Below are 18,842 nucleotides of genomic sequence, written 5' to 3'. Positions count from 1 at the left end.
AGTGCACGGGAAGTCGGGGGCTCCGACTTTGCGGTCCGGCGCCCTGGAGAGGGGCGGAGGTTGTGAGCTGTGCGGAACCCCGGGCGGGCATCGGCTTCGCGCGGAAGCGGTTGGAGGGCGTGGAGGTCTGCCGCTCGCGAACGAGGGGACGGTTGCCTTTACGGCGTAAAGATCCGAAAGCTCAAGCAGCTGCTACCCGCGCATGCCGAGGTGCCGTTGGCTGGTGCGGAGGCCGGGGTCAGTGGCGGCGGGTGAGGAAGAGGTCGTGGATGCGTTCGACGGGGGCGCCGGTGCCGTGGGAGTCGATGACGGCGGCGGTGTCGGTGAGGGCCTGGGAGCGGTGGTCGGTGGGGAGGGCGGCGTACATCGAGAGGGAGGAGAGGTAGGCGAGGTAGTCCGCCGTCTCGTAGTGGGCCTCCTCGCGGAAGCGTAGGGAGCGGAGGTCGGTGAAGCGGGCGTCCTTCGCGCACTCGACGGCCGGCCAGTGGCCGAGCATGTCGGGCCAGTGGCCCGGGGTGTCGCCGAAGGCGGAGGCGAGGACGGCGTGGGGTGTGTGGGTGAGACCGTGGCGCTGGTCGACCTCGGCGAGGGCGGCGTGGAGGTCCGGGTCGCTGATGCCCAGGGGGTTCCAGAAGAGGGCGACTGTGCCGCCCGGGGCGAGGACATCGTGGGCGAGGTCCCAGCGCCGCGCCGGGTCGATCCAGTGCCAGGAGGTCGCGGCGAAGAGCAGCCCGAAGCGGGTGTCGCCGGGCTGCCAGTCCTCGAAGGAACTCACCTCGATCCGGACATTGGGGTGGGCCGCGGTGTTGCGGCGCAGGACCTCGGCCATGCGGGCGTCGGGTTCGACGCAGGTGAGCGGGCTGTTGAGGGCGGCTGCGAACGGGACGGTGGCCTTGCCCGTGCCGGCTCCGGCTTCGAGGGCGGGGCGGTCGCCGAGGGCGGCGTAGTCCAGGACGGCGGAGACGAGGACGTCGGGGTAGCCGGGGCGGGCTGCGTCGTATATCTCGGCGACGCTACCGAAGACCTGGCGGCGGGTCATGTCTAGGGGGTTGGGGGAGGAGGTCATGGTGTCCCTTCGGAATGGGGCGGCCCGCGCACCGGGTGCGGTGCGCGGGCCGGACCGGGAGAGGGGGCCTTTAGAAGAGGTCGAAGTCGAACTCGCCGTTGGCGACTGCGGTGATGAAGGAGGTGTGGGCCTCGGCCGTGAACGAGAGTGAAGGTCCCGAGCGCTCCTTGGAATCACGGAAGAAGGCTGCTGGGACGCCCGGTAGCGCGGCGACCTCAACGCAGTTGTCATCGCCGCCGCTGTAGCTCGACTTCCTGAAGATCGGCCCGGAGGTGGAAGCGTCGGGGGAGGGATGGGTCACTTGATTTTGTCTCTCTGTGCGGTGATGAAGTCGAGCGACGAGTCGACGGGCAGGGCCTCTGCCGTGATCGCCTGGAACTTGCCCCGATACAACTCCACATCGGCAGGTTCCTCGACCCAGAGGCTGCTCATCAGACCTTCGACGAGCACCACATCGAGGTCCTGACGCTGAGGGAAGCCCATGAGTGCCATCGCACCGCTCATCCCTGGGTGAATAGCTGCACCTGTGGGCATGACCTGGATATTGACGTTCGCAAGCCGACTCAGAGTCAAGAGGCGGTCGAGCTGCGGCGCCATGATGTCCGGGCGGTTGGCGTTCGCGCAGAGCGCGGCTTCATGGATGACCGCCCACACCTGAACCGGATTCGGGCGGGTCAGGATGTGCTGGCGGGCCATCCGAACCTGAACCAGGTCGTCGACAGTACCGCCGGACCGAACGCGAAGCCGCTCAATGACGATGCGGGCGTACTCCGGCGTTTGGAAAAGACCCGGGATGAAGGCCGGTTCGTAGGTCTTGTAGGTCGATGCGTCGGTCTCCAGGAGGATCAAGTCGTTCGCGGTGGCGTTGATGACATCGCGGTAGCTCAGCCACCAGCCGCGCTTACTGCCGTCCTTGGTGATGGCGATGAGACCGGCGCGGAAGTCCTGGTCGTCACAGCCGTAGAAGTCGAGGAGTTTGTTGACATCCTCGATCTTGGCTGCGGTGTGGGCGGTCTCGATCCGGGTCAGTTTGGGCTGACTCATCCCGGTGGCTTCGGCGACCACTTCCGCTGTGAGCTTGCGCTGCTCCCGTAGCTTCCGCAGTTCGCCGCCAAGCCTCCGTCGACGAACGGTCGAGACCGCCATATGGACCCCTCCTGAGCTGTCAGTTGACCAGTCTGCCCGCGTTGTGGGCATCCGCGCTACCGGCAACAGGCAGTCTAGGCAGCCGAATTCAGGTTCGATATGCATAGATGCGAGTTGTGGCGAATGAGTTGCGCTCCATGCCGCATGGGCGACATGCTGAGCGTAGCGAACCGAGTGCTCTGCGTAGGCGTCGATTGCGCAAATGTGCTGCTGGGGTTCGCCGTCAGAGACTCATTCGCCCCTACGGAGGTCTCCGTATGTCCACGCTTCCCCTGCCCCCCGACTGGTCCGTCGCCCGCGAGGAGTTGCGCGAGGTGCTCGTGCGCGCCGGGTGGCCCGGTGGCACGGCCGACGACGCCGAGTTGGCGCTCTGTGAACTGTTCGTCAATGCCTGGAAGCACGGGGGGTCGCCGGCTCCGCTGGTCGTCGTTGTGCTCCTGGAGGGGGTGCTCCGGGTGTCGGTCGCGGACGGGTGCTCGAAGCTGCCCGAGCAGAGAGCGGCGGACGCGGCCGAGTCGTACGCGCTCTCCGGGCGCGGCCTGCACCTCGTCCGCTCGCTCACCGACCGCTTCGGGGCGGACCCGCGCAGGTCCGGGAAGTCCGTCTGGTTCGAACTGGACGCCGCCGCGTGAGCGCCGCCGACGGGCCGATCGAGCCCCACGACCCGCGCGTCCGTACGTACTCCGAGGTCGAGGTGGAAGCTCTCCTGCTCGAACTCCACGAGCGTGGAAAGGCCCTGGGCATCGTCTGGCCCTCCGCCACCACGGAGGGCGTGGTCGACGGCCGGGTGCTGGTCCGGTTCGGCAACGCCCCGACCGCCACCCTCCTCAACCTCCTCGCCCTGCTGAAGGACCGGCCGTGACCGCGACTCGGCTGCTCGTCGGGATCGCGCTCTCCTTCCTCGCCCTCCTCGCCCTGGCGACCGTCGTGCTCGGCGTCCGCCTGGTCCTGCGGATGCCCGGGCGGCCGGAGGACGACGAGTTGTCGGACTGACGCCGCCGCGCCGACCAAGGCCGTTCGAGGGCAGGCGTCGGACGGTCTCGGCACCTTATGACCGGCAGGTGGGAGTCGGTTGGCGGAAGGCGGTTGCCGCGAGGCCACTGCGCGACCACGTTGGCCGGAGGACCGTTAGGTGGAGGGGTCGAATCGGGCAGGGGTACTCGGCCTGGTTTCACATCGTCGGCCTGAGGTCGGGGTTGGGCGAGGAGTAGGCTCCGGTTGATCCTCAGGGCTTCTGGGGTAGTGATGGTGGAGATGCATCAGATGTCCGAATTTCGAGAAGTTGCAAGCACTGGCTTCTCCGCTGCCTGAAGGGGCAGGTCACGAACTCTGCTCCCCGTACGCGCGGGGTTGGTCCCCAGCGCGGCCCGGAAAGCCGCGATCTTCGGTACTGCTCCCCGTACGCGCGGGGTTGGTCCCTACGGGCACACCGCGCCGGACGGCACCCCCGTCTGCTCCCCGCACGCGCGGGGTTGGTCCCGTTGCGGGTCAGCATCTCGCTGATCTCGGTTGCTGCTCCCCGCACGCGCGGGGTTGCTCCCCGGCTCGGGCTGCCCGGTGTGGTTGTAGACAACTGCTCCCCGCAAGCGCGGGGTTGGTCCCGGTCCCCTCACCAGCCACCGCACCTCTGGGGACTGCTCCCCGCACGCGCGGGGTCGGTCGCAAGACCACCGGCACGACCTGTCTCAGCTCTCCCGGCGCACGCGGTATCGACATGAGGTTCAGCGCTCCCTCCCCTTCGCCGAAGGGGAGGGAGCGCTGGGTCGAACGTGAGCCCCCGTGGTCGAGGCGTTCGTTCCCCGAGCCCTCGGGCTGACCCGGCGGCCTCGACCCGTCGCGGCCGCCGGAAACCCGGTGCCACAAGACTGCCGCGTGATCGCGTTAATAGGGCATGGAGCAAATACAGGGGGCGCCGCCCGACTTTCCGGCCTTCGTGGCGTCGCGGGGGCGCCATCTGCTGCGGACGGCGTTCCTCCTCACCGGTGGTGACGCGCACCTCGCCGAGGACCTCGTCCAAGAGGCCCTCGGCCGGGTCTTCGTGAAGTGGCGTCGGATCTCGCGCATGGACAATCCCAGCGGCTACGCGCAAGCAATCCTGGTCAACACCTTCCTCTCGCACCGCCGTCGGCGCAGCAGCACCGAGCGGGTCACCGATGTGCTGCCGGACGTCGCGGTCGCCGATCCGGACCCTGCCCTGCGGCTCACCCTCCTCCGGGCGCTCGGTGAACTGCCGCCCCAGGACCGGGCGGTGCTGGTGTTGCGCTACTGGGAGGACCGCAGTGTGGAGGAGACGGCGGCGGCGATGCGGCTGAGCAGCGTCGCCGTCCGTTCGCGCAGCAGCCGGGCGCTGGCCCGGATGCGGGACAAGCTCGGGGCGGCGTTCATGGACAAGGAGGTGCTGCGTCATGCCGGTTGAGAGCGACTTCGAGAGCAACCTGGGGACCGGGTTCGAGGAGCGGTTCGCCCGGGAGCTGCGCGTGGCCGCCACCCTGGCGCCCGACGAGCGGCTGTTCGCCCTGGCCGCCGGGGCCGAGCGCCTCGGGCGACGCCGGCGCAACCGGCGGCGGGCCGCGGTGGCGGGCGGTGCGGCGATCGCTGTGCTGGCGGTCGGCAGTGTGGGGGCGTTCACCGGAGGTCCGGGCCTGGGCATGTTCGGTCCGGCCGTGGAACCGCCGATGACCGGTGACGAAGTGGTGCGACTGGTGGCCGGTCTCCTCCCGCCGGGCGCCGTGACGGACGCGACCGCGTCGACACCGGGCAATGCGGGCCCGTCGAGTGACCCGCACCTGGCACTGGGACTGTTCAACTTCGACGACGGCAAGGGCGTCAGCTCGATCCACTACTTCGTCGAACGCGGAACGCAGAGGCCCGAGTGGGCCGCCGTCTGCATCGACCCGGCGGTGAGGCCGAAGGATTCCTGCGACCGCACCGTTCGGCCGGACGGGTCGGTGCTGGTGATCGACAAGGCCCGGGACGCCACGTTCACCGGCCAGCGCGAGTGGCGGGGCATCTATGCGAGGCCGGACGGCACGGTGATCAGGCTGGTCGAGTTCAACGGGAACCAGGCGAACCCGACCAGGGAGCTGCCGCCGCTGGACGCGGCACAGCTCGCCGCCGTGGTGACCGCGCCGGAGTGGGGGAGGGTGGTCGCGGAGATACCGGCGAACCCGAACGCGCCCGAGGTGTCCGGGCCGGCGCAGTCGTCCTCGACGGCCGCCACACCCACCGCCCCGCCGTCGACGCCCACCGCGTCCACCGCCCCGCCGTCCCCCGTGACCGTCCCGCCGTCCCCCGGCATCGCCTCTCCCGCACCCGGGGATTCGCTGCCGGAGCTGGCCGCGGTGCTGGCCGGGCTGCTGCCCACCGGCGCGAAGGAGGTGGGACGGGACGCGGAGAACGGCGCCGTGACGGTCGAGTACGAGGGCCGGACCAGCAGGCTGACCATCCATGTGGAGCCGGCCGGGGCTCGCGGAATCGAGTTCAAGAAGGGGGCCGAGGAGAGCACGCCGACGCCGCTGGAGGTCAGGCAGAAGCTGCCCGACGGCACGTTGGTCGTCATGAACCAGTTCGGCAACGGCAAGAGCGCCGTCGACCCGCTCCTGCACTGGGTGGCGTGGGTGTACTACCCGGACGGGCGGAACATCCTGATCAGTGAAGGGAACGGCGAGGACGAGCTTTCGCCCCGTCCGGGTCAACCCGCCCTATCGGTCGAGCAGCTGAGGGCCATGGTCATGGCGCCCGACTGGCGCAGGTGACCCGTCCCCCGACCCCTCCCCTATGCTGTCCTGCCGCTCCGCACGGGGGGAGCGGCAGGACAAGGGGGAACGGCAATGGACCTGACCGGGTTGGCGCGCGAGGCGTTCGGCGGAGGGCGGAGGCTGGCCGGGACGGAGCGGCTGCGCGGGGGCAGCAAGAAGGGTGTCCACCGGCTGCTGTTCGAGGACGGCGGCACGGCGGTCGCGTACGTGTGGAGCGCGGCCGAGAACCACTGGCCGAGCGCGGACGAACCGGCCGACGACGCCGACCCGTTGGCGCACGCCTCCGGGGTCGCGCTGTTCGCGGCGGCGCACCGACGGCTGACCGCGCTCGGGGTCCGGACGCCGCGGGTGCACCTGCTGGACGGGAGCCGCACCCGGTTCCCGGCGGACGTCGCGGTGGTCGAGGACGTGACCGGGTCGGGCGGGGAGAGTTTGGAGGCGCTGCTGGAGCGGGACCCGCGGGCCGCGGCGCCGGTGCTGGCGCGGCTCGCCGACACCCTTCGGGTGCTGGCCGGGCACCGCGCGCCCGACTGGGGGAAGCTCGCGCTGCTGGACAACGGCGGTGTGTCGAAGGGGAGTTCACCGGGCCAGCTGGTGCTGGAGCGGGCGTTCGCCGACCTCGCGGAGGCGGCCGGCCGGGACGACCGGATCGCGGCCGCCCGGGGGCGCCTGGAGGACGGCCTGCACACCCGCGCGGCGGCCGTCGCTCCTCGCGACGGCGGTTACGGACTGGTGCACGGCGAACTCGGCCCGGACCACGTCCTGGTGGACGCGGCGGGCGAACCGGTGCTGATCGACATCGAGGGGCTGATGCACTTCGACGTCGAGTGGGAGCACGTCTTCCTGCGGATCCGCTTCGGCGACCAGTACCCGAGCCTGGGCGGCACCGAAGGGCTGGACCGGCACCGTCTGGACCTCTACGGGCTGGCGATCCGCCTGTCCCTGGTCGCCGGACCGCTGCGCCTCCTCGACGGCGACTTCCCGCACCGCGCCGCGATGCGGGAGATCGCCGAGTACAACCTGGCGGCGGCGCTGACCCTGGTGGAGTGAGGGAACTGGACGGCGTCAGTCTGTTTCCTTGGGGTGGCCCGGGCCGGCGTGGACGATCCAGGCGATGCTGTTCTCGGTGTCGACCGGGTACCAGATGCGTCCGCCACCGGTGACCTCGTACTGCCACCGCTCCAGTTCGCGGCCCTTGAATACGGCGGTTGCGAGCCTGCCCTGCAGCCGGTGGTGCCGGGCCGGGTTGTCGATGGCCCGCGGAGCGGCGCGGATGCGGTCGTAGGCGCGGCGGAGTCCGGTCGGTGCGTGACGGGCCAGGTGCTCCCATCCTTCGGCAGCAGCGGAGTTGGCGAACCGGAGGTCGTACTCGTCCCCGACCGAAGGGGGTGCGGCGCGCTCGCCGCGCTTGGGGCTCACCCGGATTCCCCGGGGAGCCCCGGGAGGGGCGCGGGGCCGAGGTCGCCCTCGGGCTCCTGGGTCAGGGCGGCGTACAGGGCGGGGTCGGCGTGGACCTCGGCGGTGTGGCGCCACTGTGTGAGCAGCACGGCGATCGGGGCGAGGTTGTCCAGCGACACCGCGCCGCGGGCCACGTCCACCAGCTCCCCGATGAGCAGGTCCACGTCCTCCGCGGGGAGGAATGTCACCCAGGGCAGGGCGTCGGGCAGGGCGGCCCGGAGCGCGGCGGTATTGCCGGTCCGGACCAGTCCGCCGAGCAGCCGAGAGGTGAAGTCGATGACGGTGCTGTCCTGTTCCAGCTGGTCGACCCGCATCAGCGCGAGGTCGCCGGCGTCGCGGCGGCGGAGCCGGAGCGCGCGGACAGCGTCGAGTCTGCTGGTGGTGGCAGCGGGCCGGTGGAGCAGCTCGCTGAACGGGATCTCCTCGTAGGCCGCAGTCATGACATCCACAGTAGCTTGGATGTCTGCCCGACGGGGTCGAATCAGCCGCCGTCGCGCCGGATCCGCTGGTGCCACTCCTTCGCGAACACCACGTTGCCGGCCTCCTCCGCCCGGAGCTGGGTGTGGGCGTGCAGGTGGGTGGCGTCGCAACGGAGTTCGGTGCGGGTGTGGACGGTGATGTCCCAGCCCAGCGCGGGGCGTTCGAGGCGGAGGGTGCGGTCGGTGCGGGCCTGGGCGCTGAGGGGGGTGGCGGTGAGGACGCGGTAGGCGGTGACGGTGTGCTCGGCGCGTACCAGGCCGTCGGGGTGGGTGCGGGTGCCGTCGGTGGCGGGGGAGAGTTCGGTGCGCCATTCGCGGCGGCCGATGTCGTGGACGGTGACGCGTTCGGGGCGGGCGGTGAGCGGTTCGGTGAGGTGCAGCGGGGGTGGCAGGGGGAGGGTGGGGGAGCGGAAGGGGGCCGCGTCGGTGCTGGTGGCCGGGTCGTGGACGGGGAGGGTGAGGGTGGAGCGGGAGGGGTCGACGGCGAAGCCGTCGGGGTCGGCGTCGGGCCACAGCCAGGGCCAGTAGGTGGAGGAGAGGGTGAGCCGCAGCCGGTGGCCGGGCGGGACGGTGGCGCCGACCGGGGCGAGTGCGAGCACCGGGTCGGGGGCGGCGGGGTCGACGGGGTCGGCCGGGAGGGTGAGGACACCGCGGGTGAGCAGGGTCGAGGTGCCGTCCGGGGCGACGGTGCAGAGGCGGGCGGCGACCAGGGCGCCGCCGCTCAGCGGGTCCGGGTGCAGGGTCAGGGTCGGGGAGCCGTGCAGTTCCAGCGGTTCGGGCAGCGGCCGGGAGTCGAAGCAGACCGAGCGGCCGTCCTCCTCGCGCTGGTCCGGCGGCCGGTCGGCGGGGCGGCCGTGCGGGACGTAGGAGCCGGCGTTGAGTCCGGTGTGCTGGGGGGAGCGGACGCGCACCCAGCGGTCCTCGGAGGCGGTGCCGGCGGCGCGCAGCGGGCCGTCGAGGCCGTAGCCGACCTGGCGGACGCCGGGGGACGGCCAGGGGTCGTCGGCGGACCAGCGGGTGCCGAGCCAGCTGCGCAGGGCGGGGGCGGCGGGGGCGCCGGTGTCGACGTCGCGCAGCCAGTGGTCGAACCAGCGCAGGGCCTCGGGGAGGAGTTCGTCGGGGAGTCCGTGCGGCCAGGGGCCGAGGACGGCGCGGACGGGGGTGGCGGCGGTGGACCGTTCGGCGAGCGCGAGCACCGCCGCGGCGGACGGGTCGGACCAGCCGGCGACGGCGAGGGTGGGGACGGCGGCGGCCGGCGCGGGGGCGGCGGGGGCGTCCAGCCAGTCGGCGAGCGGGGGTTCGAGGGCGTCGAGCCGGGCCAGCCACAGGGCGCGCCAGTCGTCGCCGACGTAGAGCGGGTCCGGTGGGCGGGCGGCGTCGGCGAGGTGGGCGGTGGCGCGGGTGTGGCCGTCGGCGGCGAGGACGGCGCCGCCGAGGCGGTGCGGGCCGTCGGGGCAGGCGGTGACGACGGCACGCACGGTGTCCGGGACGCGGGCGGCGATGCGCAGGGCGAGGGCCCCGGCCGGGCCGGTGCCGAGCAGGCCGATCCGTCCGTTGCACCAGGGGCGGCCGGCGAGCCACCGGACGACTGCGGCGCCGTCCTCGACGAGCAGGTCGGCGGAGGCGGCGGTGGGCGGCAGGCCGGCGGAGTTGCCGTGGCCCCGGGCGTCGACCCGGACGGCGGCGTGGCCGTGGCCGGCGAACCAGGGGTGGCGGCGGGCGTCCTCGGTGGCGGTCCAGTCGGTGAGGCGGCCGGCGGAGTACTCCAGGACGACGGGGACGGGCGCGTCGGTCGCGGGGCGCCAGAGGCGGGCGTACAGCTCGGTGCCGTCGGGGAGGGGGACGCGCAGGTCCTCGCGGGTGGTGCGGTGCGGGTACGAGGGCATGGCCGCTCCCATCGGGTCCCGTCGGTGCGGATCATTCCGACAGTAGGGGAGGAAGCGGACGCCCGCCCGGTGGGAGGGGCCGCAGGCCTGGCGGAGCGTGCCCGGCGGGGGAACCGCGCGCCCGGCGGACGGGCCGGGCGCGCGGCGGGCGGAGTGCTCCGGGAAGTGGCGGGCGGGACACCCCGGAGCGGGGCGGCCTCAGGCCTTGCTCAGCCAGGCGGTGGCGTTGAGGGCGAGGGCGGCGTTGGTGCCGGCCGGGTCGTCCCAGCCGTTGAACAGGTTGTTGCCGGACTGCCCGGTGCCGTCGTCGGCGGGGGAGCTGTCGCCCCAGGCGGCGACCCGGCCGCTGCCGTAGCCGCTGGTGACGAAGAAGGCGCCGGCGTTCCCGGACGAGCCGGTGCGGTAGACGATGCCCTTGACCTGGGGGTTGTCGGCCGGCTTGAGGGTGAAGGTGGTGCCGGAGCGCAGGATCGAGCCGGTGACGGTGCCGAAGGGGCCGTGCAGCACCGGGTCGGTGGCGTCGTTGACGGCGCGCGGGTTGTCGGTGGAGATGTTCTTGATGTCGACCGAGAAGCCGAACGGGTCGTTGTTGTTCACACCGTTGTTGGTGAACAGGTCGTTGATGATCGCCGGGGAGTCCCAGCCGTCGTTGTTGCGGTCGCTCCGGTCGTGGTCGGAGATGAGGAACAGCCCGCCGCCGTTCTGCACGAAACGGATGATCGCGGACTTCTCCGCCGCGGAGAAGCGGATGTTCGGCTCGGGGATCACGAAGGTGTCGAAGTTGGCCAGGTCGAGCGCGGCGCCGGTGCCGTAGCTGATGGTGGAGCCGGACGGGAGGGTCTTCAGGCTGTACTGGCCGGTCTTCTGGAGGGCGACGCCCCAGGCGGAGAGGGCGCCGGTCCAGCTCTTCTCGGTGGTGGGGTTGGCGTTCTGGGTGCGCGGGTCGGGCTGGGCGGTGGAGATGATCCAGTCCGCGTTGCCGGCGGTCTCGCCCTTGCTGTTGTCGAACAGGACGCGGTGGGGGAGTGCCGAGGTCGCGGCGGCGGCCGGGGCGGGGGCGGTGAGCGCGAGCGGGCCGGTGGCGAGCAGGGCGGACGCGGCCAGCGCGAGCGTGCTTCGACGGAGCATCATGTGCCGTCCCTCCGGAAGGGGTTGGGGTGCGGGACGACCGAGTATCCGCGCGTAGAACGGCGTCTTCCGGGAGCGTCGGGTTACGGCTGCTTGTACGGTTCATGACCATCTCTGTCAGGGCCCCTCCGGTGGAAGGCCCGGCGACATGTCCGGGGGCGTCCTGTTCGTCCGCCACCTGGTAACCAGGTCGTAATTGCGCATGACTTGCAACTAATTACGACCAGAAGGAAAGATGGCCCAGCTCCGGCGTCCCGGAGCCGCTACGGCCCCACGAAAGGACCCCCGATGACCAGCCCCCGCTGGCGCGACCGGCTCACCCGTGAGGAGTGGATCCGCCTGGCAGGTATGGGCGGCTTCATCCTCGCGCTGCACGTGATCGGCTGGTTCACCCTGCTCGCGGTCATCGCGCCCCAGCACTACGACGTCGGCGGCCAGGTCTTCGGCGCCGGCATGGGGCTCACCGCGTACACGCTCGGCATGCGGCACGCCTTCGACGCCGACCACATCGCCGCCATCGACAACACCACCCGCAAGCTGATGGGCCAGGGCAAGCGCCCGCTGTCGGTCGGCTTCTGGTTCTCGCTGGGCCACTCGTCGATCGTCTTCGGCCTCTGCGCCCTGCTCGCCCTCGGCATCCGCTCGCTGGCGGGCCAGGTCGAGGAGGACGGCTCCACCCTGCACGAGACGACCGGCCTGATCGGCGTCACCGTCTCCGGCACCTTCCTGCTGGCGCTCGGCCTGATCAACCTGGGCGCGTTCAACGGCATCCTCAAGGTCTTCCGGCGGATGCGCGAGGGCGAGTACGACGAGGCCGAGCTGGAGGCCCAGCTGGAGAAGCGCGGCTTCATGAACCGCATCCTCGGCCGGGTGACCAGGGCCGTCACCAAGCCCTGGCACATGTACCCGGTGGGGCTGCTGTTCGGCCTGGGCTTCGACACCGCCACCGAGGTGTCGCTGCTGGTGCTGGCCGGCGGCGCGGCGGCGTTCCAGCTGCCCTGGTACGCGCTGCTGGTGCTGCCGGTCCTGTTCGCGGCCGGGATGAGCCTGCTGGACACCATCGACGGCTCGTTCATGAACTTCGCCTACGAGTGGGCGTTCTCCAAGCCGGTCCGCAAGATCTACTACAACCTGACCGTCACCGGGCTCTCGGTGCTGGTGGCCCTGGTCATCGGCTCGATCGAGCTGATCGGGCTGCTCGGCGAGAAGCTGGACATCGGCAGCGGCCCGGTCGCCTGGATCGGCGAGCTGGACCTCAACCTCGTCGGCTACGCCATCGTCGGCCTGTTCGTGCTGACCTGGGCGGCGGCGATCGCCTACTGGAAGCTCGGCAACGTCGAGGAGAAGTGGTCCGCCGGACTCGCCGCCGCGGCCGCCGACAAGGGCGAGTAGCCGAACGCGGCGAGGCGCGGGAACAGCGCGAGCAGTAGCGCCGGCAGCGCCCGCAGCGCGCGAACGGGAAGCGGCCGGGCCCCGGGGGAGAACCTCCGGGGCCCGGCCTTACCTGTCTTCCGATGTCACAACGCAGGAGCCCCGGTCAGAGGTTCCACGCGGGTACCCGCCGAGCGGTCCGGCTCAGTACCGCGGGTCCACCCGGTAGATCGGACGGTCCGGCACCCACCAGTGGCTGGAGCGCCAGATCCCGAAGGTGAACCGCACCCCGTGGCTGCCCCGCTTGTTGGCGGCCTTGATGAACTGCTTGCCCACCTTCTTCATCAGGTAGGCCAGCGCCCACAGCACGTAGCCGGCGGCCCGGGCGGCCCAGTGCGGGAGCTTCCGCAGGATCTTCGAGATGCCCTGGCTGATCTTGCCGGAGACGTAGAGCAGGACGCCGATGGTGTTGCCCTCGGCCCGGCTGAAGTAGGCGACCCACTTCTTGCGCCAGGACATGCCGGTCAGGTCGTCCATGGTGATCGGGTCGACCGGGTAGCCGTAGGCGTTCGGCGAGCCCTCCAGGACCGGGTCGGTCTGCAGGAACCGGCCGGTGGACGGGTCGTACAGCCGGACGCCCATCAGGGTGAGGCCGGAGAGGCTGTCGCCCTCGCGCTGCGCCCCGCCGAGCCAGCCGTACTCGGTCGAGCCGGTGGCGTCGACGACGTTGCCGTACTCGTCGTAGTGGTAGACGGCGAGGTCCTGGGTGCCGTCGGGCGACATCTGGACCGAGACGTCGCCGTGCAGGTTGGTCAGCAGCAGGACCGCGCCGCCGTCGGTGCCGGTGGCGGCCGTGAGCTGGCCGGTCAGGTCCAGCACGTTGCGGGTGAGCTTGCCCGCCGCGTCCTTGGACCAGGACGGGCTGTCGGTGCCGCCGTCGAAGTGCTTGGTGTCCTGGGCGGTGGCGGCCCAGGTGCCGTCGGTGCCCCTGGTCTCCGTGGTGCTCACCGCGAGGCGGCCGGAGGCGTCCAGGTCCCAGGTCTTCCGGGTGTCGCCGAGGGTCTCGGTGCGCACCAGGTCGTTGACGTAGTAGCCCAGCTGGGTGCCCTTCGGCAGGGCGGTGGTGCGGCCGTAGGCGTCGTACGCGTAGCCCGCGTCGGTGAGGCGGTCGGCGGTGTCGTAGCCGTGGTTCTCGGCCTTGGTGACGGCGTCCTGGGTGGCCGGGTCGCAGTCGTCGGTGACGGTGGTGCGGTTGGTCCGGTTGCTGCTCCGGTCGAACGTGTAGGTCCGGGTCGCGCAGGCCAGGCCGGTGCTGTCGGCGGCCCTGGTCAGGCGGCCGGTGGAGTCGTAGGTGTAGCTGCTGGTGGTGCTGTTGCCGTCGGACTGGGTGCGGCCGGCCTGCTGTCCGTGGACGGTGTGGTCGGCGTTGTCGGCCAGCAGGACGGTGCCCGCCTGGTTGGTGTAGGTCTTGCCGGTCTGGATGCCCCGGCTGTCGTAGCTGTTGGTCAGGGTGTTGCCGCCCGGCATGGTCTGGGTGACCAGCCGGCCCTCGACGTCGTAGGTGGCGGTGAAGGTGCCCGCGACCGAGTCGGTCAGCGAGGTGGGCAGGCCGCGCGGGTCCTTGGCGGTGTCGTAGCCGTAGCTGACGGTGGACGGCACCGAGTCGGACTTCTTCACCACGCGGTCGAGCCGGTCGTACTCGGTGGTGGTGACGTTGCCGGCGCCGTCGTCGTAGGAGACCTGGCGGCCGAGCCTGTCGTAGCCCTGGGTGATGGTGGCCCGGCCGTTGTCGATGGTGGCGAGCTCACCGGTGGCCGGGTCGTAGCCGAGCACGGTGTCCGCGACGGCGGTGCCGGTGCCGCCGCTGACCGAGATCCTCACCGGACGGCCGGCCGCGTCGTAGCTGCGGGTGGTGGTGCGGGTGACGCCGTTGGCGGTCTCGGTGAGCACCGAGACGTTGCCCCAGCGGTCGTACTGGAAGGTCTTCGTGGGCAGCTGGGCCGGGTTGCTGCCGCCGCCGGTGACCTGGGCGGCCGGGGCGATCGAGCAGACCAGGTCGGCCCACTCCGGGTGGCCGGCGCAGGCGCCGGTGCCGGTCGGACCGTAGTACGAGGTCACCGTGGTGGCCGCGTCGGAGCCGGTGGAGTTCGGGCGGCTCTGCGAGGTCACCCGGCCGCTGGCGTCGTAGCCGGTGGCGGTGGTGATCTTCAGGCCGGCCGGGTCCTGGACCGACTGGGTGGGCAGGCCCTGGGCCCAGTCGTAGCCGGTGGCGGTCTTCCGGGTGTCGGCGTCGGCGGCGTAGCCGTCGATCCGGGCGCCGGTGGTCACCGAGGTGGCCTTGTCGCTGACGGCGGCGTTGACCGGGCGGCCCTCGTCGTAGCCGCTCACGGTGTGGGCGCGGGCCGCGACCTCGGCACCGGCGGTGAGCGCCGGGGAGCTGCCGGAGGCGGCGAGGTCGTGCTCAAGGGTGACCAGCTGCAGCGGGTCGAACTGTTCGAGCAGCCGCTTGCCGTCGGCCGAGTGGACCGAGGTCGAGGAGAGCACCTGGGCGCGGTCCGCGGTGGAGCGGCCGGCGATGCCGAGGGCGCGCAGCTTGTTGAGGCCGTCACCGGTGGTGGCCAGGGCGAGGACGCGGTTCTCCGCGGAGAGGGTCCGCACCTGGCTGCCGAAGGCGTTGTACTCGGTGGTGGTGATGCCGCCGCCGGGGGTGGCGGTGTTGACCTCGCGGCCGGAGGCGTTGGTGTAGGTCACCGAGGCCCGGTTGTACGCGGCGGTGCCGAGCGCCTTGCCGTCGTGGGTCGACGGGACGGCGTCGGGCGGCAGCACGGCGGTGGCGTCGGTCGGGGCGTCGGTCTGGCCCCAGGCCGCGACGTCGGACGGTGCCAGCGGGTAGGGCGCGTTGGCGCCGCTCAGCGGGACGTCGTAGACCACCGAGGTGGTCGCGGTGCCGTCGGTGACGTCCTTGCTGCCCTGCTTCAGGGTGGGCCGGGAGGCGGCCAGCAGCATGCCCTCGCCGGCGGTGGCCGCGTTGCCGGCCTTGCCGTACTCCAGGGTCCACGGCAGCTCGCCGGGCTCGGTCACACTGGTGACCCGGCCGGCCGTGTCGTAGCCGTACGCGGTCTTCTGCGCCGTCCCGGTGCGCGGGTCCCAGACCTCGCGCAGCCGGCCCTGCTCGTCGTACGCGTACTGCGAGACGACGACGGGGGTGGCGGCGGAGGCGCCCGGGTCGGTGGACCAGAGGCGGATCTGCTTCACCTGGCCGGTCACGTCGCCGAGGGCGGACGCGGTGGCGGTGGTGGCGTCGGCGTAGACGTACTCCAGGACCCGGCAGCCGGCCGTGGCGGGCGCGGCGGCGCAGTCGACGGAGGCGGTCGCCGAGGTGGGCGCGACCACGTACTTCGGCCGGGCCAGGGTCTTGCCGCCGGAGACGACCTTCTCCGGGACCACCGAGGTGGTGGAGTTGTCGCTGGGCAGCGAGGAGGAGGTGGCCTGCCAGGTGGTGGCGGCCGGGTCGACCTTGGTGAAGGCGACCGTGGTGCCCTCGGTGTCCTTCAGGGTGAAGGCCCCGGTGAAGCCGCCGGTCAGGGTGAGGTTCTCGGCGCCGGGCTCGGGCTTCCAGCCGCCCGCGCCGGTGGCCGTGAAGCCGGTCTCGGAGCCGTCGGCGGAGACCACCGAGAGGGAGGTCGCCGAGGTCTTCCGGACGTAGGAGTAGTCGGCGTCGGTGATCTCGGCGGTGGTGCCGGAGCTCCACTGCGGGCCGAAGATCGCCGCCTGGCCCTCCTGGGCCGAGCCGTTGGTGGGCCGGCGGGAGGAGAAGGAGCGCTCGGCGTGCAGGCCGAAGGCCTCGGCGTCGGTGGCGGACAGGTTCAGGTCACCGGTGAGGGTGTTCACCTCGCCGGGGCCGACCTTGGTCTCCGGGGCGGTGCCGGCGTTGCGGTCCACCGTGACGGTGTTGGGCTCGGTGGCGTCGGTGGCGGTGCCGTCGGTGAAGACCGCGCGGACGTCGACCGGGCCGTTCTCGGTCAGGGTGTCGGTGATGTTCCAGGTCAGCGCGGCCGGCTTGCCGCCGGGGGCGGCGAACGGCCAGGCGGTGACCGGCTGGCCGCCGGTGGTGGTGACGTTGGCGGTCGGGACGTCCTTCCAGGCGTCCGTCTCGCCGCGGCGGTACTGGTAGCGCACGCCGGTGTAGGTGCTGTTGCCCTCGGCCTGCAGCGAGGTGCGGCGGGCCGGGCGCTCGCCCGCGCCGGGGGCGACCAGGGCGGAGCCCTTGCCGGCGTAGAAGGTGTACGTGCGGTCGGCGGAGACGTTGCCCGCGGCGTCCCGGCTGTGCGCGGTGACGGTGTGGGCGCCGGCCTTGAAGGTCAGCTTCGCGGTGACCGGGGCGCCGGTGGTCGCGGCGGTGACCCAGGTGCCGCCGTCCAGCTTGTACTGGACGTCCTTCACGTCGGTGGCCGGCGGGGTGAGGGTGAAGGTGCCGCTGTAGTCGCCGTTGGCGTCCGGGGTGCCCGCCCACTGGCCGGCCGGGAAGTCCCCGGAGGCGATCGTGGTGGCGCCGGGCGCGGTGGTGTCCACGGTGAAGGTGCGGAACGCGGACCAGGCGCTGTTGGCGGTGCCGTCCCAGGAGCGGGAGCGCCACTTGTAGGCGCCGGCGGGCAGCGCGGTGCCGGGGGTCCAGGTGAAGGTGGAGCCGGAGGCCGCGTAGGCGGTGTGGCCGGACTGCAGCGCGGCGGTGCCGTTGGCGGTCCAGACCTCGAAGTCGAGCAGGACGTTGCCGCCGTCGGGGTCGGTCGCCTTGGCGGACAGGGTCGGGGTGGCGTCGCCTGTGAGCGCGCCGTTGGCCGGGGCGAGCAGGGTGGAGACGGCCGGCGGGGTGTTGTACGTCACCGACAGGTAGGGCGTGTTGGCGGACGCGTTGCCGGAGTTGAACTTCTTCCAGCCGTACGGGTCGCTCTCGTCGGTGGCGCGGATGCCCAGGGTGTTGTTGGCGTTGCCGTTGCCGGCCCAGGCCTGCACCAGCGAGGTGATGTCCTGGTTGACCCAGCCGTCGTTGCAGGAGCTGGAGTAGCCCTTGGTGGAGGTGGAGGTGGCCCACTTGCGGTTCCAGCCGGGCTGCGCGGTCCACCGGGTGGCGGTGGTGGCGCTGCCGGTGTCCCAGACGTCCCAGCCCTTGGCGGTGCAGGACCAGCTGTGGAAGTTCCACAGGTTGAGCTTGCCGCTGGTGATCTGCTTCCCGCTGATCTTCGCCATCGGGAACTGCAGGAAGGAGCGGGCGATCTGGCCGGAGCCGTTGTTGCCCAGCTTGAGTTCGGTCTGCGCGGAGACGTCGGTGGCGTAGCCCTGCTGGACGAAGGTGTCGAAGCCGACGCCGATGTTGACCGCCGGGTCGACGGTGACCGGGTACGTGGTCGCCGGGTCGTTGAGGAAGGCGGCGTCCGGCGTGAGCGTCAGGTCGACGGCGTTGCCGTTCTGGGTGACCTTCAGACCCACCGGGGCGGTGCGGGTGTGGTCGCCGCTGCGCTCGTCGACCTTGGCGTCCCACATCACCGGGGCGGGCAGCTGGCCCTTCTCCTCGCCGGTCGCCGGGTCGAGGAAGGAGACCGAGTTGTCCGCGTTGTGGCGGGCCCGCAGGCCGGCCGCGTCCAGGGTCATGGTGACGGTGCCGTTGGCGCCGACCGCGCTGCGGTCCTTGAGCTCCAGGAACTGCTCGAAGCCGGTCCGGGTGGACTCGACGATCAGGTCGGTCGCGGTGAGCGCGTCCCGGTACCGGGCCCTGGTGCCGTCGAGGACGGGGGCCGGGAGGGTGCCGCGCCAGGACAGCGACATGCTGGTGCCGTTGCCGTTGTCCAGCGAGACCAGGGGGACGGCCGGGGCCTGCTGGTCGCCGGCCGGGGCGCCGGCGGCCTTGAACTTCGACGCGGCGGCGGGCGCGGTGGCACCGGCCAGCGAGAGGCCGAGCGGGTGGCCCTTGGCCTTGACCGAACCGTCGGCCTGCTGGGCCAGGTTCACGTCGATCGGCCGCAGGGTGCCGTCCTTGTCCTTGAAGCGGACGGGGCCGGTGGCGAGGTCCAGGGTGGTGGTGCCGTCCGGGTTGATCCAGGTGGTGGTGGACTCGCCGCGTTCGTCGGTCACCTCGATCCGGCGGTTCTCCAGCCGGGCCTTGAGGTGGGCGGTGGCGATGTCCTTGGCCTCGGCCGGGCCGAGGGCCTTGCCGGGCTTGGGTGCGGGGGCCTCGGGGGTGACCGCGACGGCCTGGCCGGTCGTCATGACGACGACGGCGGCCTGGGTGGCGAGTACGACGGCGAGAGCGACGGCGGTGTTGCGCAGGACGCCGTTGCGGCGGCGTGCCGCGGGGGCGGCTGGCACGGTGTTCCCGGCGCGGTGCCGGGGTGGCGTGCCGGTCGGCTGTGACATGGAGCTCCTCGACGATCTGTGGTGAGGGGGTTCGACGGCGACACGCGTCCGCGTTCGGGCACGGCCGTGCGGGCCCGGGGACCGGACCTGTGCGCGGGCATGCTTTTGGGCATAGGCATGTCAATAATGGGCCGGTCAA

15 protein-coding genes are annotated in these 18,842 nt (G+C 72.0%); 7 read left to right on the top strand and 8 right to left on the bottom strand.

Annotation, left to right across the window (positions count from 1 at the left end; translation table 11 throughout):
• Nucleotides 1-238: 238 nt before the first annotated feature.
• From IF01_RS43415 to IF01_RS0100900, 3 genes are all read right to left on the bottom strand, one after another.
• Nucleotides 239-1,039, bottom strand: coding sequence for a class I SAM-dependent methyltransferase (locus IF01_RS43415; RefSeq protein ID WP_051754795.1), 801 nt, complete (start codon nt 1,037-1,039; stop codon nt 239-241).
• A 97-nt stretch (nt 1,040-1,136) separates the two neighbouring features.
• The gene (locus IF01_RS0100905; RefSeq protein WP_037778603.1) at nt 1,137-1,367 is read right to left on the bottom strand and encodes a DUF397 domain-containing protein; all 231 of its coding nucleotides are present in this window, start codon (nt 1,365-1,367) and stop codon (nt 1,137-1,139) included.
• Nucleotides 1,364-2,212, bottom strand: coding sequence for a helix-turn-helix domain-containing protein (locus tag IF01_RS0100900; RefSeq protein ID WP_030391243.1), 849 nt, complete (start codon nt 2,210-2,212; stop codon nt 1,364-1,366). Before IF01_RS0100900 ends, IF01_RS0100905 begins: the two co-directional genes overlap by 4 nt.
• A gap of 257 nt (nt 2,213-2,469) precedes the next feature.
• Here IF01_RS0100900 and IF01_RS0100895 point away from each other — a divergent pair, with 257 nt between their 5' ends.
• From IF01_RS0100895 to IF01_RS0100870, 6 genes are all read left to right on the top strand, one after another.
• Entirely contained in the window at nt 2,470-2,844 is a 375-nt protein-coding gene (locus IF01_RS0100895; RefSeq protein ID WP_051741938.1) for an ATP-binding protein, read from the top strand.
• Complete coding sequence (locus IF01_RS0100890) at nt 2,841-3,074, top strand: hypothetical protein (RefSeq protein ID WP_030391241.1); 234 nt, start codon at nt 2,841-2,843, stop codon at nt 3,072-3,074. Before IF01_RS0100895 ends, IF01_RS0100890 begins: the two co-directional genes overlap by 4 nt.
• Entirely contained in the window at nt 3,071-3,205 is a 135-nt protein-coding gene (locus IF01_RS50815) for a hypothetical protein (RefSeq protein WP_255360253.1), read from the top strand. The genes IF01_RS0100890 and IF01_RS50815 overlap by 4 nt, the downstream gene beginning before the upstream one ends.
• An 898-nt stretch (nt 3,206-4,103) precedes the next feature.
• Nucleotides 4,104-4,628 (top strand): SigE family RNA polymerase sigma factor, encoded by a 525-nt coding sequence (locus tag IF01_RS0100880; protein WP_030391240.1) that lies wholly within the window; start codon nt 4,104-4,106, stop codon nt 4,626-4,628.
• Nucleotides 4,618-5,967 (top strand): hypothetical protein, encoded by a 1,350-nt coding sequence (locus IF01_RS0100875; RefSeq protein ID WP_030391239.1) that lies wholly within the window; start codon nt 4,618-4,620, stop codon nt 5,965-5,967. The genes IF01_RS0100880 and IF01_RS0100875 overlap by 11 nt, the downstream gene beginning before the upstream one ends.
• 75 nt (nt 5,968-6,042) lie before the next feature.
• Nucleotides 6,043-7,020: a phosphotransferase gene (locus tag IF01_RS0100870; protein ID WP_030391238.1), complete on the top strand. Its 978-nt coding sequence runs from the start codon at nt 6,043-6,045 to the stop codon at nt 7,018-7,020.
• A 15-nt stretch (nt 7,021-7,035) separates the two neighbouring features.
• On the opposite strand, the gene IF01_RS0100865 is transcribed toward IF01_RS0100870, so the two are convergent.
• From IF01_RS0100865 to IF01_RS0100850, 4 genes are all read right to left on the bottom strand, one after another.
• Nucleotides 7,036-7,389 carry a hypothetical protein gene (locus tag IF01_RS0100865; protein ID WP_030391237.1) on the bottom strand — a complete coding sequence of 118 codons (354 nt, stop codon included), beginning with the start codon at nt 7,387-7,389 and terminating at the stop codon, nt 7,036-7,038.
• Nucleotides 7,386-7,868, bottom strand: a complete 483-nt coding sequence (locus IF01_RS0100860) for a hypothetical protein (protein ID WP_037778602.1) — start codon at nt 7,866-7,868, stop codon at nt 7,386-7,388. The genes IF01_RS0100865 and IF01_RS0100860 overlap by 4 nt, the downstream gene beginning before the upstream one ends.
• A gap of 41 nt (nt 7,869-7,909) precedes the next feature.
• Nucleotides 7,910-9,793: a CocE/NonD family hydrolase gene (locus IF01_RS0100855; protein WP_051754794.1), complete on the bottom strand. Its 1,884-nt coding sequence runs from the start codon at nt 9,791-9,793 to the stop codon at nt 7,910-7,912.
• A 198-nt stretch (nt 9,794-9,991) separates the two neighbouring features.
• Nucleotides 9,992-10,924, bottom strand: a complete 933-nt coding sequence (locus IF01_RS0100850; RefSeq protein ID WP_030391234.1) for a hypothetical protein — start codon at nt 10,922-10,924, stop codon at nt 9,992-9,994.
• Between the two features lie 285 nt (nt 10,925-11,209).
• Here IF01_RS0100850 and nicT point away from each other — a divergent pair, with 285 nt between their 5' ends.
• A complete protein-coding gene (nicT, locus tag IF01_RS0100845) occupies nt 11,210-12,313 on the top strand; it encodes a Nickel transporter NicT (protein WP_030391233.1) in 1,104 nt (367 codons plus the stop codon).
• Nucleotides 12,314-12,496: 183 nt separating this feature from the next.
• On the opposite strand, the gene IF01_RS0100840 is transcribed toward nicT, so the two are convergent.
• Complete coding sequence (locus IF01_RS0100840) at nt 12,497-18,703, bottom strand: DNRLRE domain-containing protein (protein WP_051754793.1); 6,207 nt, start codon at nt 18,701-18,703, stop codon at nt 12,497-12,499.
• Nucleotides 18,704-18,842 lie beyond the last annotated feature (139 nt).

Origin of the sequence: Kitasatospora purpeofusca (assembly GCF_000718025.1) — a bacterium.
Classification (GTDB): Bacteria; Actinomycetota; Actinomycetes; order Streptomycetales; family Streptomycetaceae; genus Kitasatospora; species Kitasatospora purpeofusca.
Note: the sequence above shows the minus strand (reverse complement) of the source record. Positions and strands in the feature narration are given on the sequence as shown.

What these genes read in the sequence shown, in the direction of transcription:
- IF01_RS43415 (WP_051754795.1), bottom strand. Translation starts at nt 1,039, where the DNA reads ATGACCCGCCGCCAGGTCTTCGGTAGCGTCGCCGAGATATACGACGCA.
- IF01_RS0100900 (WP_030391243.1), bottom strand. Translation starts at nt 2,212, where the DNA reads ATGGCGGTCTCGACCGTTCGTCGACGGAGGCTTGGCGGCGAACTGCGG.
- IF01_RS0100895 (WP_051741938.1), top strand. Translation starts at nt 2,470, where the DNA reads ATGTCCACGCTTCCCCTGCCCCCCGACTGGTCCGTCGCCCGCGAGGAG.
- IF01_RS0100880 (WP_030391240.1), top strand. Translation starts at nt 4,104, where the DNA reads ATGGAGCAAATACAGGGGGCGCCGCCCGACTTTCCGGCCTTCGTGGCG.
- IF01_RS0100875 (WP_030391239.1), top strand. Translation starts at nt 4,618, where the DNA reads ATGCCGGTTGAGAGCGACTTCGAGAGCAACCTGGGGACCGGGTTCGAG.
- IF01_RS0100870 (WP_030391238.1), top strand. Translation starts at nt 6,043, where the DNA reads ATGGACCTGACCGGGTTGGCGCGCGAGGCGTTCGGCGGAGGGCGGAGG.
- IF01_RS0100860 (WP_037778602.1), bottom strand. Translation starts at nt 7,868, where the DNA reads ATGACTGCGGCCTACGAGGAGATCCCGTTCAGCGAGCTGCTCCACCGG.
- IF01_RS0100855 (WP_051754794.1), bottom strand. Translation starts at nt 9,793, where the DNA reads ATGCCCTCGTACCCGCACCGCACCACCCGCGAGGACCTGCGCGTCCCC.
- IF01_RS0100850 (WP_030391234.1), bottom strand. Translation starts at nt 10,924, where the DNA reads ATGATGCTCCGTCGAAGCACGCTCGCGCTGGCCGCGTCCGCCCTGCTC.
- nicT (WP_030391233.1), top strand. Translation starts at nt 11,210, where the DNA reads ATGACCAGCCCCCGCTGGCGCGACCGGCTCACCCGTGAGGAGTGGATC.
- IF01_RS0100840 (WP_051754793.1), bottom strand. Translation starts at nt 18,703, where the DNA reads ATGTCACAGCCGACCGGCACGCCACCCCGGCACCGCGCCGGGAACACC.